The sequence below is a fragment of the Parabacteroides caeci genome (assembly GCF_023656795.1).
Classification (GTDB): Bacteria; Bacteroidota; Bacteroidia; order Bacteroidales; family Tannerellaceae; genus Parabacteroides; species Parabacteroides segnis.
The window spans coordinates 1-15,440 of record NZ_JAMOKT010000072.1 but is presented as its reverse complement, the minus strand read 5'-3'; the positions used below and the strand labels follow the sequence as shown (position 1 = coordinate 15,440).

The 15,440-nt window shown below is 40.4% G+C and carries 9 protein-coding genes; all 9 read right to left on the bottom strand.

Annotation, left to right across the window (positions count from 1 at the left end):
• Window positions 1-71: 71 nt before the first annotated feature.
• The gene (locus tag NBH15_RS24795; RefSeq protein ID WP_128133424.1) at window positions 72-1,019 is read right to left on the bottom strand and encodes an alkaline phosphatase family protein; all 948 of its coding nucleotides are present in this window, start codon (window positions 1,017-1,019) and stop codon (window positions 72-74) included.
• A 141-nt stretch (window positions 1,020-1,160) separates the two neighbouring features.
• Window positions 1,161-4,109 (bottom strand): glycoside hydrolase family 2 protein, encoded by a 2,949-nt coding sequence (locus tag NBH15_RS24790; RefSeq protein ID WP_250823806.1) that lies wholly within the window; start codon window positions 4,107-4,109, stop codon window positions 1,161-1,163.
• 222 nt (window positions 4,110-4,331) lie between these two features.
• Window positions 4,332-6,992, bottom strand: coding sequence for a beta-galactosidase (locus NBH15_RS24785; RefSeq protein ID WP_128135607.1), 2,661 nt, complete (start codon window positions 6,990-6,992; stop codon window positions 4,332-4,334).
• Window positions 6,993-7,018: 26 nt separating this feature from the next.
• The gene (locus NBH15_RS24780; protein ID WP_128135608.1) at window positions 7,019-7,480 is read right to left on the bottom strand and encodes a DUF5018-related domain-containing protein; all 462 of its coding nucleotides are present in this window, start codon (window positions 7,478-7,480) and stop codon (window positions 7,019-7,021) included.
• Window positions 7,481-7,514: 34 nt separating this feature from the next.
• Window positions 7,515-9,257: a RagB/SusD family nutrient uptake outer membrane protein gene (locus tag NBH15_RS24775; protein WP_244050453.1), complete on the bottom strand. Its 1,743-nt coding sequence runs from the start codon at window positions 9,255-9,257 to the stop codon at window positions 7,515-7,517.
• Window positions 9,258-9,286: 29 nt separating this feature from the next.
• Window positions 9,287-12,664: a SusC/RagA family TonB-linked outer membrane protein gene (locus NBH15_RS24770; RefSeq protein WP_128135609.1), complete on the bottom strand. Its 3,378-nt coding sequence runs from the start codon at window positions 12,662-12,664 to the stop codon at window positions 9,287-9,289.
• A gap of 167 nt (window positions 12,665-12,831) precedes the next feature.
• The gene (locus NBH15_RS24765; RefSeq protein ID WP_128135610.1) at window positions 12,832-13,797 is read right to left on the bottom strand and encodes a FecR family protein; all 966 of its coding nucleotides are present in this window, start codon (window positions 13,795-13,797) and stop codon (window positions 12,832-12,834) included.
• A gap of 95 nt (window positions 13,798-13,892) precedes the next feature.
• Entirely contained in the window at window positions 13,893-14,456 is a 564-nt protein-coding gene (locus NBH15_RS24760; RefSeq protein WP_244050452.1) for an RNA polymerase sigma-70 factor, read from the bottom strand.
• Window positions 14,453-15,061, bottom strand: coding sequence for an HU family DNA-binding protein (locus NBH15_RS24755; RefSeq protein WP_009860572.1), 609 nt, complete (start codon window positions 15,059-15,061; stop codon window positions 14,453-14,455). Before NBH15_RS24755 ends, NBH15_RS24760 begins: the two co-directional genes overlap by 4 nt.
• Window positions 15,062-15,440 lie beyond the last annotated feature (379 nt).

The following is a 15,440-nucleotide window of genomic DNA, read 5'->3' as shown; positions in this document are numbered from 1 at the left end:
ATAAAATTCTTATTGACAGAATTAATCCTGTGCATTCTTCTTTTTTTAATTCTGTCAATAAGGATAGATTATTATTTGAATATGGATTTTATCACTTCTCCGGTCCATGATAAAGGCTGTTTTACCTTGAATAGATGCAGGATGACGGCAGCGGTGTTTACTGTGTTATTGGGTTCTGTGATTTTGAATTCTTTTTTGATACCCGGGCCGGTGATTCCCCAGGGAACGATCATTTCATCGGTGCTTACCCCGCCGTGTCCGTAGTTTATGCCGCCGTGGTCTGTAAGGAACATGAAATGGGTATCTTTATATAATCCTTCCTGTTTTATTTTCTCGATGAACCGTCCGATTTCTACGTCGGCTTCTTCAATGGAGCGGATATATTCGGGTGACATCCATTTGTATTTATGCCCGGCATGGTCGGTATGGACGGAATAGAGGAAAACCAGTGTCGGATCTGTCCGGTTGGCTTTCAGGAAAGAAAATGCTTTTTCGTAATTCGGAACATAGGCATCCTTTTCCAGATAACTTACTTCATCCAGATATTGTTTGTTATACGGATAAAAAAGGTTGATCCAGTTGTAATAAAAGGCTGTTTTCATTTGTGGGATGGCATCTTTCAGTACCTTAAAGACAGAAGGGTAGTAACCTGCGCTGTCTTTTTCGATTGCAGGCAATGTGAATTTAGAGATTTCCCAGCTATTATCCACTACGCCGTGCTGTTCAGGGCCGCTTCCGGTCAGATGACTGGTCCAGTTTGGGAGCGTTACCGAAGGCATGACCACGCGTGTATCGAGAGAAAGGGAGCCTTCTGCCATTAATTTATCCAGGTTTGGAGTTTTTGCTTTCAGGTATCCTTCAACACAGATGCCGTCAAGCGAGATCAGGACGATACGTTTCGCAGCGCGTGCATTTGTTTCTGTAGGGATTGCTGCCACGGGGCGGGAGATAGAGGCGGTACCCAATGCAACTGCGCCTACTAATCCCTGTTTAAAGAAACTTCTTCTTGAGTTTTTCATATTTTCTTATAATTATATTGTATAGCAAAAGTCTGTCATTGTTTTATTCCCAGATAGAAAGGAACAGCCTCCAAAAATAATGAAATATATTATTGGAGGCTGACTTTGTCTGAAAAAGCTACGCAAAGGTTTGCGTAGAAGTTATTTGAAGTTCATTTGTATCCATCCGGCCACATCGCCATCTTCAGCAATATAAGCATCCAGATATTTTGTTCTGTTCGCATCATAATTCAGATAAAATTCATTGCCGGAATCGGAATAATTGGCTATTAAGAAAGAGACATATTCAGGTAGTATCCATGCTCTTAAATGTTGCTTTCCATTTGATTCAATGTTTATAGTGTCACCTCTCTCATTTATGAAATTTCCGGTTATTATATGCTGTTTGGTTGATCTGAAATCATTGGAGCCATACTCATTACCATCTTTACTGAAACTGTGTTTAGGAATGTCTCTTCGTTTTAGATATTTACTTGAAGTTTCCGGATAAAATGCTTTAGCAATGCCTTCTGTACGTCCGATATGGTCATCAGGGTAAGTACTCCAAAGAGATTTTCGTTTCCAGCCCAATGTGTTATATTTCTTAGGAAGATTGAACCCTATCCCGATCTGACGAATTCCATTGCCGATTTTGAAAATATTCAATACGTAGTCGATTCTGAGTCTTTTTTCATTATCAATGGAATAGACCAATTCTACCGGGTTTACACCATACTTACCGTGTATTGTAATTGAGATACCTTTCTCTGTGTGTGTCAAATATTCGGATTCAAGTGTCCAATCGGTCAGAGGACTGGAAGTAAAACCTATCTCTTTTTCCGAACGCTCCTGCGGTATGTAATCAATTACTTCATTCTCTTTTAAATGAGGAATGGCATACATGTTTACTGGTCCGGTTATAATTTTTTCTCCTTTTTTCTTTATAGAGACAAGTGTTCCGCTTGTCCGGGAAAAAGTGTACTGAATATCTTTTGAAGTAATCTGGTATGAAGAATCTGTGGAAATGACTTTTACATCTCCTTTCGCTAACTCAGGCATGGGATAATAAGGTGAATAGTTTCTTGGAACTTTCCAAGTAGATAGATCAAAACCTCGTCGGTCTCTCATAGTGATTGTGAGAGTGTCCCCTTTTACACAATGAGGTATGTGGAGACTACCCTGCATTCCGGGTGCTATATCGACTTCTACAGTTCCTTGCCGGTTCATATCTTTCCATAATATTTCTATTTGGTTGGTATTTTGTGTGTTGTATCGATTTTCCAAAGAGACCAGTGTTTCGTTATTGGAACTCTGGAAATGTTTGCTAGTCACAATAATAGGAGAGTAACTCATTTTCATATGCCAGAATTCCGGTTTTTCCCTTCTGAATCCATCGACTACTCCCCAAGGACCATATCCACAGGGTTTGTTTCCTTTGGGATAATACATTTCGTCGGCACATCCCCAGATACCTAATCCGGTAATGGAGGGGGATTCCTGAATAAAATCGACAAAATATTTAAGATAATCCCCCCACATATCCCTTAATCCCGGATCTGTTATGTTTTCGGAAGTGTTATAGCAATTCAAGTGGAGTGCCTCTCCGAATATGATCGGGCGGAAATAATTTTCAAATGCCATTAGCCCTTTCCAACCCGGATAATGTTTGGCTCCGATATCAGTAGCTTTTATGATTCCGTGAGTTTCCGAATGGGAAAATTTAACTGGAATATTAGGAGTTAACTCCTTTGCCAGAAGTAAACTATTGTAAAATTTAGGTTTCCATTCGCTTTCATTACCTAAAGACCAAAGTAAGATACAAGGATGCGAGCGGTCTCTGATCACCATTGATTTGAAACTATAGAAAATTTGACTGATTCTTTCATATGAATCTTTTCCGGACTCCCAGCAAACAGGCGCTTCGCCTTCTACAAAGATACCATATCGGTCGCATAGATCTAACATGTAACTATCCGGAGGATAATGTGATGTACGGATATAATTGCAATTGGCGTTCCGTAATTGTTCAATATCCCGGCGGAGGGAAGCCGTATCTTTTATGGCACGTCCATCGTAAGCGGAGATATCGTGGCGGGCAACACCTCTTAATTTAACAGGAAGATTGTTTACATACAAGATGTTTTCTTTGATTTCTATTTTTCTAAATCCGAAATTTCTTTTTATGACTTCTGTCTTTTTGTTGTTCTCAAAAAGAGATATTTCTATGGTATATAGGAAGGGAGTTTCTGCATGCCACAGTCTAGGTGCATTAATGATAATGGGACTCAACTGGTTCAATCTGTTTTCTTGCCGGTAAACCTCTTTTCCTGCTATTGGCAATCCTTCTATGCCTCTTTCCATTACGACAATTTCGATTTTGGGATTTTTCTGTTTACCGGATAATGAAATATGCGTATTTAATATACCTTGTCCTAAATCATCGGATAATTGCGCTTCACAATATAAGTCGTTAATATGAGTTTGAGGAACGGCAATTAATTCAACACCACGCAATATACCTCCGACTTGGTGTTTGGCGTAATGAGATATTTTTGATATTTCACTGGCCAGCGATTCACTACGTACGTAAATGAGTAGTTGATTTTTTGCAGGAAGAAGGAAATGTGTTAAGTCTTTTTCGAACTGTGTCATCGAACCTGTATGTTCTCCTACATATTTCCCATTGAGATATATTCGGCATTCGCTTTCAACGGCACCGAAACGGATCAGTGTTTTTTGATTTTCCCAGTCAATAGGAAGTTCGAACTCCTTGTAATATCCGGCCCACTTCCCGGATTCAACTTGAAATGATTCCATGTACCATTCCGAGGGAACGGAGATCGGTTCCCATTCGAAATCAGGTTTACTAATCCCGTTAGGTATGTCCTCCACATTTTTCGTGAATAACCAATCCCCGTTCAATGAGATTGTTGGTTGACTGGTTCCTTTTACGTATATGGGAGTTGGAGTATGTATGATCTTGCTTTCTTTGTTTAAAATAGGGTATAATGTCTCTACTGTTTTGAATGTGAATATAGAGTCATTTGGGTGGGCTTGTGTAAAAGAATATAATACACTTATGCCGATGATAAGTAATAATTTATTTTTCATTTGATTATAGTTATTGATATGTATTCAAAGAAACAATAATTATTTAAATAGCAATCATTTGGAGTATATTCAATGTTTCATCAAAATGGAACTTCTTTGAAATATTGTTGGAGATTTAGGAATAAAAATAAAGATTTCTGTAAGCATCATTGTGAAAATGGCGGTACTTACAGAAATCTTTACTTTTATTCCTATGAGAGAGCAATTATAAATATATGTGATTTATTGATTATTTACTTCAAACCGATATTCCTGTTTTATCTGTATATCGGAAATTGTCGGAACGATGCAATCAGCCGGAACGACATTTTTCTCGAAATAAATCGGGACATCTGCCGATTTCAGTCCGTCGATACGTATCACCATAGGATTAGTATCGATTGATTCTTTCAGGCGGCTTAAGCTGAGAATCCATTCTGTTCCATCATAGAAAGAGTCACCTATCAGATCCCCGTTCAGGTAAGCATTGGCTACATCTCCTTTATAAGAAATATACAGACGTGTCTCCTCGTCGCTACAGGTTGCTGCCGGAGCTTTTACTTCATAAATACCTATGTGTTCTTCGGGAGCAAAGGTGGAAGGCTTATTATTTCCGGCAGTTGTTAGAACGGGTTTGTTATCTGCCGATAACCAGGTCGCATCAGTATTCCAAAGAATGCGTTTTCCATTCTTCAGAAGCACTTCTATTTCTGCAGTAATCTCTTTACCGTTGGAGGTCGTAAGTTCGATCGTATTGTTTCCGTTCTGAATGAAGTCCGTTACATTAGCATAGGAATAACCACCCATAGATGTCGCTTTTGTTTCTTTCCCATTGATCGTACAATTGGTTGAACCGGATGATACATAACGTAAATAGGCACGTTCCACTTTTGAAAATGTATTCAATGAGAACAGACGTTTTGCCATGTTACCTTCTGCCGGACGGATCCATTGACTTTTTTCCATAGGGGCAACGGGGCGGAATGTCGCTTGCAGATTATGTGTATCAGTTCTGACTGTTTGTTGTTTGAATGTTCCGTCTTTATACATCCAAATATCTGTCGATGGCTGGTCATTGATCAAAGTGATCTTATCATTATCATAAATCAATGATGAATTGGTAATACCGACAAATTCTTTTCCTTTTACAGTTCCTTTCCAGATATGATCCGATTCTTCCTCCGTCAGCGTAACAAAGCGTACTTTGGAACCATTCTCTTTCGTAATTTCAATGGCACATTCTTTACCCGGAGTTAACTGGTCGATGAAATACCCGTTTTTTTCTTCCCGGGATGTACCGTTCTTTACTTCAACGCTCCGGATTCCTTTGTTTTCAATTAAATATTCTCCAGGTATAAAATCATCCTCAAAGAAGAAGTAGGTATCAGTGCTTCCTTCTCTCAGGAAACAGACAGGTTGCGTCGTTGAATATTTCAACAGCACATTACTTAGCTCCTGATTAAATGGCCAAAGAAAGTAAGTTCCGTTTTTCACCGTTACTTTCTGACGTGGTATACGGATTGTCTCATCTTTCAACTTTATGGAGAACTGAACATTTTTATAGTCTTTCCGGCTATGTTTGTATAAATAATTGGAACAAAATAGATAACCGGTATTCCCGTTTAACCGGACGGCCCATTGCAAGTTGTTTCTATCCTGGTTAGTGGTAGGCAGATAAGCGACAGCCGGAGCCAGCGCTGTTCCGAAATCATTCATGAAATAGTTATATTTCTTCGTTTCCTGCATGACTGTACCCAAAGTTCCGAATTCACGGATGGGGGCCTGGTAGTCGTAACTGATGCGAGGACCGGATGATTGGTATGTACTTATTTTCCCGACAGGATTAGTACCGCCGGTATACATATAATACCCCATCATATTGGCTCCGCACCCCAGGCGTAAATTGATATTTTCTCCCGCCATTTCTTCCGGTACGACGGCACGACGTTGGTAGAAGGCTGTGGTTCCAACGCCTATTTCACAAGTGAAGAAAGGGGAGTCATTATTTTCTCCGCTTAAAGATTCTACATCTCCTTCGATCTTGATAATATCGGTACCAATATTGTCAGAAAGACGGTTGTAAGTGAAAAACTCAAAGTTGGATGTCGGTATTTCATCCTTTCCGGATGCAGTCCATGGAGCTTCGATATAGAATCCTGCGTAAGGAACGATTTCTCCTTTCGGATATTCGCTGTCCATCCAGTGGGTCATCGAATAAAGAGGGACATCGAATCCTATCTCTACTGCCATCTTTTTCAGGTTGAGAAGATGCGAGACGATCATTCCCGGGCGTACGTATTCGTTTTCCAGTTGAAGGGCCATGACGGGGCCTCCGTCTTTCCATAATAATCCTTTTACCTGGTCGTATACAGCCTGATACCAACGCCGTGTATATTCGAGATACAAAGGATCGTTTGAGCGGGTTACCAGATTTTTGTTATTGACGATCCAGTCAGGTAATCCTCCGTTTTTGATTTCCGCATTGCAGTAAGGACCGAAACGCAAGTGCACTTTCATGTCCAGTTCTTTGCATAATTCGATAAAACGGCGGAGGTTGAGATGCCCTTCCCAGGATAGTTCACCTTCAAATTCTTCGTGCAGCGACCAGATACAATAGGTCGCGACGATGTTGATACCGGAAGCTTTCATTTTGAGTAGTGCATCGCGCCAATACCGATGGTCCATACGGTTGTAATGAATTTCTCCCATTACAGGGAGTTGAGGAATACCGCCTTCTTCCAGATATAGGTTATTAATGCGGATTTCTTTTCCAGCTGGGCCGGAATGGCCCAGTTGGAGATATTTCACTGTGGGAGGAGTTACTTTACCCAAATCTATTTTGTACTGGGCAAAGATACTTCCCGCGGCAAAGAGTAGCGCAGATAATAGAATTTCTTTTCTCATTTATAAGTCGTATTTTTATGTGCGTACTACTTATTTAAGTCAGTGATCCTGATCGTCCAGTTAGCATCGTCCCCGTTTCCTGCCGTTACTTTATATACAAATTCCTTGGCGAAAAAGTCTGACGGGAAAATCCCCATTGCGGGAGCATTACCTACCGGGCTAATGCGGGCGGAAGTCGATGCGTCAACGTTGATCGCTAATGTACTTAATGAAACCTGATTTCTGATTTCAGTTGTAAATGTCTGTGTGGCTTCAGGTACTTTGATCGTACAAACGATTTCTTTTGCTTTATTATCAATCGTTTTCTCCGTAGTCATTTCCATTACACGCAGTCTTTTACCACTTTCATCCCACCATCTGTATTCGAAACGGACATTTGTGATGTCATTCTGGTTGTACGTTTCCAGATCATCCAAACCTGCTTTCAGACAAGATGTGTTCAGCGCAATCAATAAAAGTAGAACTAAATAATTATACAGTGCTTTCATTTTCTTGTTATTTTTATAAGACATTTATAATCGGTTACCAACCTTCGTTTTGATCGAGAGACGGGTTGTTTACTCTTTCGCCTTCCGGAACAGGGAACAAATATCTTTTCTTTGTAAAGACACGTTCGTTGAAAGAAGTTTGGTAAGGCAAAGGTATGATTTCAAAACTTTTTCCGTCTTCGGAAATACTGATAGAATGATGTACCTTTGTCAACTCTTCCACTTTGTCTTTTCCATCGGCTTTTCCCCATCGTAATAAACTCCAGTACCTGTCACCTTCATGCACAAGGTCGATGCGACGTTCGCGTTTATAGGCTTTCCAGGCCGCATCAGAAGAGAGATTCAATGGCAACTCAGGCATTCCGCCGTGCACGGTACGGGTTTTATTGATATATTCGATTGCCGTGTTGATATTGCCTTGACGCAACATTACTTCCGCATAGTTCAGATAAGAACGTCCCAGGCGCAGAACTACATAATGATAGTAGGTCGGATCTGAATTTAATAGCGGTTTTGCTGTATATATCCCTTTACGCCATATATATCCTGTAAGTGCCATTCCCCAATCACCTCCGGCTTTACTGTCCCAATGTAAATTACCTTTATCACGCATAGTAACCAAGCTGTTAAAGTATGTACTGGAATCCTGTACGATTGTTGCATAGAAACGATTATCTCGATTCCGGTAAATCGCATCTGATACATATCCGCCGTTTTGTTGATAGTTTTTGTAAAAACTGCTTTGATTCCAGTCTTTGGCTGTTCCGTCAACATCTTTGACTTCGTATTCATTGACTAGGTCAACCGAAGGGAACATACCGATCCAACCTTCAAAACTATCGTTTAACGGAGGATTTTTAGCAAATTCTTTCAGTTTGTCGTTGTTAACATTTGGTACAAGAGTTTGCATCCATGTATCGGCGAATTTTGTATTGTTCTCATGCCTGAACTGTGCCAGGATAATTTCTTTGGAACTTAACGCATAATCGAATTCGTTGAACATCTTCTCGTAATCGGTATCCAGACTATATTGCCCGAGAGCGAAAAGGTCTTCGCTGGCTTTCTTTGCAATGTTATAGTATTCATCCTGTCCCGATTCGATATAGGCGGCACCGTGAAGTGCCACTTCTGCCATCAGTGCATAGGCTGCCCCTTTGGTCAGTATACCGACTTCGGAGCTTTTTATGGAAGCAGGCAGGTCGACAACTGCGTCTTGCAGATCTTTCAGGATAAAATCGTAGGTATCCTTGATCGTTTCCGTTCGTGGCAGTTCCATTTTTTCTTCAGGATCGAGTACGCGGTCTACAATCATCAGTTTTCCAAATAAACGGGCACGGCTGAAATAGATCATAGCACGCTGCATTTTGGCCTGTGCGATCAGATAGTTTTTATCTTGTTCCAGAAAGGTGGTGTTTTCCTCCATCTTCTGAAGCATGAGATTACATTTACGGATGTTTGAATAAACATCTCCGGCTTTATCTTTATCGGCACCAGGATTCCAGCCGGCATCGTAGTAGCGGTCGATCTGTTCTTTGTTTACATTCGAAGCGCCTCCATCATCCTGGATAACATCATTGTCTGTCCATTTATCATTCCAGACTAATTGTCCGGTGGCATAACTCAGCGAAGGATACAAGAAGGCCTGTGCCAGTTCTGCACTTTCCCATACATCATTTTCCGAAAATTTGTCTAACGGGCCTTTATCCAGAACGTCACTGCAAGCTGTACATCCCATTACCAATGCCAATGATATTGTTTTGATACTTATATTTTTCATATTATTAAAATTCAATTGTTACACCATTATTAAAATCCGACTGTTACACCAACTGAATAAACACGCTGTACTGGGTATCCTCCGTTTGTAGAAGTTGTTTCCGGATCGAAATAGTCTGAAACTCCCGAGATTGTGAATAGGTTGGCCCCGGTTACATTTACTTTACACATGCTGAGCCAGTTGGCATTTTTCAACAACTTATATTTGAAGTCGTAAGCGAGTGATAAGTTCTTTAAACGCAAGAAAGATGCATTCTTTACCCAAAAGCTGGATTTTTCCTGGTTGTTCCCTCCGTTTACACTTGAGGATAATGATTTTCTCGGGAAAGTTGCATCTCTGTTGTCCTCTCTCCAGTAATCTAACTGATATTCGTTTTTCACGTGGACAGATTCGTCTTTTTTGTTATTGACTCCAAACTCCATATTGCGTTTACCTGTCCCGTAAAACAGACCGGAAAGAGAAAATCCTTTATAAGAGAATGCAAAATCCACACCATAGGTAAAATGAGGAGCGGTAGGCATTCCGTAACGGATTTGATCTTCAGCGTCGATTTTACCATCTCCATTAAGATCCTGATAAACAATGTCACCTAACTTTGTTTCAGAAGAAGACAACCTGCGGGGGACGCCCAACACTTGTTCTGGAGATTGATACAAACCGTTGTCGATAAGTATGACATCATAATAGTCTGTTTGGTGTGTGCTACGTTTATACGGATTCATTAGGGTAGACAGAGCTTCTTCCTGCTTTACCACATACAGATTATTATAATAGGTCATGTTTGTCCCAACTTCATAATGGAAATCAGAACCGATATTATCGTTCCATCTCATGGATAGCTCGAAGCCTTCACGACGATGTTCATTCTTCGATTTGATCTGTGGCAACTTTGTTCCCAGCGGAGTAGTGTAGCGGTCTGCCGGGCTTACTAAACCACCTTTGGTCACATAATAGAAATAGTCGGCAGAACCTTTTAAACGATAGTTGAAGAATGCAACATCAATACCATAGTTTAACGAATTACGCGTGTACCAACTTAATAATTCGGGAGAAGTCAATTCGCCTTCATTAAATCCGGATAACAAATTTCCTCCGATACAAATTGAATTTTCGACCATATTATAAGTTGACAAATAACCGAACTTGTTTACTCCAGATTCTGTTCCCATTTGTCCGTAGGATCCGCGTAGCTTTAAGAGATCGATTTTTCCCCGATTCCAGCTTTTGAAGAAAGGTTCTTCTGTAATATCCCATCCTAGTGCGACAGACGGAAAGAATCCCCAGCGATGTCCGGGAGCAAAGTTGTCCGAGCCGTCGTAGCGGAAACTACCTTCGATATAATAACGGTTTGCATAATCATATTTCAAACGTCCGACCAATCCCATTCGTCCGCCTTCTTCTGAGTTTCCTGCGTTTTGCATGGTCGTACTGGAACCGGCAAACAGCTGATCGACGGTGGTTGAAAGATAATCTCTGCGTGAAGCCCAGAAATTATGACCGGTGTTTTCTGCGGCAGTGAAAACGAATTTAGCATCGATTGAATGAACATCGGCAAACGTCCGTAAGAAAGCAGCGCTTAGTTCGAACTGATAAGATTCGCCGAAATAAGCCTCTTCTTTTAATGAAGGTTTTGTTACATCTAATAATGTTCCGTTTTTGCCATATTGAGGCGCACGAGCCGAAAGTTTTTTTAGATGGCTAGAATTTACGCGATAGTAAAGCATGGTACCGAGTGATAACCCTTTTACCCAGGGTAATGCCCAGTCTGCAACAAATTGAGTATTCAGATACATTCCGTCGTTTTTATCGTATCCGGAACGTTCGTCCATTTCCATCAGCGGATTGTCTGATACCGTACTTAAAGTTCCGTCTTCATTATAGGCCAGATCCAGCGGTGATTTTGCATTCAGGTGATCCCAAATAGAATTAGCGGCAAATGAAGGATATTTTTTCTTCTCCATGGCTGCATTAATGTTTAGAGATACTTTTAGTCCGATCTCATCAAAGGTGGTGTTCACATTACTGCGGAGATTGTATCTTGAATAGTTCAGAGCATCGGAGGTATATAAACTACCTTGGTCGAATAAGCCTAAAGACAGGTAATAGTTTATGTCTTTTTGATTGCCCGTCATAGACAAAGAATGTCTGTATTCCGGAGCGAAATTGTTTAATCCCAAAGAATACCAATCCGTATTCGGGTATAAGTATGGGTCGGATTGGTTTCTGATAGCATCCATTTCCTCTTTACTGAATTGATGGTATTTACCATATCCGTCTGAGATTGCTGCCTGATTCTGAACGTCTGCATAAGTATAAGAATCCAGTTTTTTCGGTAAGACGGTCGGCTGACTATACTGTGCGTTGAAAGAGTAGACAATCGATCTTTTCCCTTTACGGCCTTCTTTTGTTTTAACCAAAACAATACCATCTGCTGCCCGTGAGCCGTAAACAGCCAGTGAAGCTGCATCTTTTAAAATGGAGATACTCTCTATGTCCTCAGAATTTAAAGTTTTGAACTCCCAGTCTGTGGTAATTATGCCGTCAATAACATATAGCGGATCGCCGCCGCCACGGATGGATATTTTAGGTTCGCTACCTGGTTCTCCTCCCTGGTTCTGAACGATAACACCTGAGGCCCGTCCTTGTAGAGTGGATGCAACGTTCGGAAATGGGAGATCTTGCAGTTTTTCGCCTTTCACAGCTGTAACGGCAGAAACCATTTTCTTAGCCGAAGTGGTTCCGTAACCAATTACGACAACTTCATCCAATGTCTCGCTATCTTCTTTTAACTGAATAGAAAGATCAGACCTGTTTCCAACAGCGATTTCCTGCGTCAGATAACCTATATAAGAAATTGTCAGGGTTGCGTTTTCCGGAATCTCCAGGCTGAAACGGCCGTCTATGTCTGTGACATTACCGATAGTGGTTCCTTTTACCACGACATTGGCTCCGATAACAGGGGTACCGGTTGCATCTTTAACGGTTCCTGATATTTTTCTCTTATCCTGATTGATCAAACCTTTTTCCGCTTTCCTCAGGGAAATATATCCTTCGTTAAAATTATATTTGATTTGGCTGTTGTCGAAAGCCTCTTCCAATACCTGTGAGACGGGCTTATTCTTTGCATTGACTTGAATTTGTTCCTGTAGGTCGATCTCTTTTTCGCTGTACATGAAAAGATAATCGGTCTGCCTTTCTATCTCATTGATAAATTCTTTGAGTGGCAGATTATTCCTGCTGATGCTCACTTTTGCATTTTGCGAATGCAAAGAGGTTGCACTAAGCTGGAAAATTGCAATTAACGTGAGTACTGTTGTTATTTTCATAATACGAATTGTATGCCTTAATTCAATATAATTGACACAATTGAACAATAGCAATAAGTTTTTTTTCATAACTTTGCTCATAGCTTTAAAAGTTAATACTGTTTTTGAATGTTTGTGGAATACATGAAAGAAGGAAGGTATTGACTTGGGGTGAGTGCTGGTAACACTTGCCCCTTTTTTATACCATTCCTGTGTAATGATCTGGCTTTACTTCATAGGCATTCTATTTTTAGGTGAATATGTTGTATTTAATATATTTCGATCTCTTCGTTATTGATTATCTTATACTGGAAATGATGTACCCCTTGTAATGCCTTCAGGATCCTTTCAATTTCATCACTCTGGCGAAACTTACCAGATACATACTGGTCGATCCGGGCAGATGATTTCACGTCGAATTTTACGTTATACCATAGCGTGAGATAATCAAGTATTTCCGAGAACTTTTTGTTGCTGAAATAGAATATTCCGCTTCTCAAATACTCTTCGTTATCGAATGAGGCTCTTGTTTTTATCAGATTCCCATTCGACAAGGATACCATTTCATTTGGTTTTAGTGTGATATTTTCTTCTGGTTTATAGCTATTTGTGACTTGTACGCTCCCTTGTACTAAATTTGTTTCAAACCGTTCGCTTTCCGAATAAGCAAATACATTGAAGCGGGTTCCGAGTACCTTTATATCATAACGTTGTGTTTTCACGATAAAAGGGCGTTTTGTATCTTTTGTTACCGAGAAAAATCCTTCACCATCCAGTTCAACCGAACGTTCATCCTTGCTGAATTCATTCGGTATTTTGATAACGGAGCGAGGGCTTAACCAGGCCTCCGTACCGTCTTGCAGGGTTATAAAGATGCGTTGACCTTTAGGGACCTCTATCTTTGTATAGAGCGGTGCTTTTTCTTCCGGGATGAATTTGTCGGTAAGCAGCCAGATATTAACCAGTAAGATGGCTACGACAGCGGCATATTTTGCCAGATTGAGATAAAGACGACGAATCTGTTTCCGATTGATACGACTTCCCAGTTCTTCCATTTTGAGTGAAGCCCATTTATCGTCTCCATTCTGTTCTCCCAGCTTTGAAATAGTCACCGTATTTTGCATACGGATAAATTCAGCTTTCTTTTCCGGACTGGATTCTATCTGGTCGAAGAGTCCTTTCTTTTCTGTGTCTGAAAGTTCCCCAAGGAAATATTTATCTAGTTGTTCGTTCATGATATTTTATTGCTCTTTCTACTAGTATGACGAAATACTTCCGACCATCTACTAGTCGGAAACAGAAAAAAAATAAATTTTTTTGAGAAAAGATTTTAGATAATGAAAATAAAGAGAGGGAGGTAGTCTTTCAATTCAACCTTTAATTTACGTATAGCGGTTACGATGTGATTTTGTACGGTATGGACAGAAATATTCAGTTGCGTGGCTATTTCCTCATGTTTTAATCCGTTCATTCTGCTCAGAATGAACACCTGCCGGCATTTCTCCGGCAGGTGTTCAATTGCATGGGCTAATAAATCTTCTATTTCTTTTTCGGTAAAAATGTTTTCATCGAATTGCATCAAAGCTTCCATCTTCAGTTTCAGTTCTCTGTCCTGTAAGCCGTCCAGTGGTTCTTTTTTACTGTCTATTAATGTTTTATGGCGATAAAAGTCGATACATCTGTTTTTGGCTAATGTGAACAGGAAAGCGTTGAGGTTGGTCAGGGAGTCCAGCATATCCCGGTGTTCCCACAAATACATGAAAATATCCTGTACAATGTTTTCGGCATCTTCGATGGATACAACATATTCGCGTGCGAACCGTACCAATTTAGGAAAATATACCAGATATATTTTCGAAAAGGCATGTTTCTCTGTCCCTGAAAAGTTATTCATATTTTTTCCTGTTTATTAATGGGCACATATAATACAGCTTTCCCATATCCCAGCTTTTTTATTCTGCCGTCTTCGATCAGTTCTTTCAGGTCGCGCACGGCAGTGGACCGGTTGCACCCGTTTAACCGCATGTATTGTGCTGCTGTGAAAAACTCTTTCTCTTCCGATGCGATCAGCATACGGCCTTTCCGTTGTTCGGGAGAATAGCTTGTAGCACAGGCATCGGAGTCCCTTTCCAGGTCTATAGACTTCAAACGATTTTTTAATTTTTTACTCCCTTTGAAATGCACATTCCCGAAATTTACCGACCAGGAACGTATTTCTTTTTTATCCATCACCGGGCGACTTTTCAGGGAGATGGAAAATGAACCCAAGTCATCTAACTCGACGGTATATCCATACCGCAGATTTTTCGAAATAACTTTGGCCAGCGCATCCAGCATTCCTTTGGTGGTGGCCGTGGAATAGCCGCAACTATCAGCTATCTCTTCTGCGATTTCCTGTGTATGGATCGTTCCTCTGGGTACAATCCGGGCATGTAAAGGTTGTTTCTTTCCGTCGCCTTTGGGGTTCGGATTCTCATATAATGCATATTTTGCTCCCATAATAGTCGTTGTAAAAAGGTTCAATTCTGTTTAGTATTGCATATCACAACTGTCTTCCTTTCATATCACAGTTGGATTCCGTTTGTTTCACAGATGGATTTCTTTTGTTTCACAACTGTGATATGAAAAGAGGATTTGTACAAATGTATAATATATCTCGGGAAAATCACTCTGTCCGGCAGGTAATTTTTTATTTCCGGCGGGTAATTGGGATTATCTTCGGATACTTTCGATGAAATGAATTAATTAAGATATATTGGTTGGGTGTATTTCATATCTGTTGAAGGAAGAAATGGGGAATTATAAGAAAGTGCTTAGCATTTCTTCAGCATCTTGATTAATTATATATCCGGAATTTTGACACAGTCCTAGCAGAACT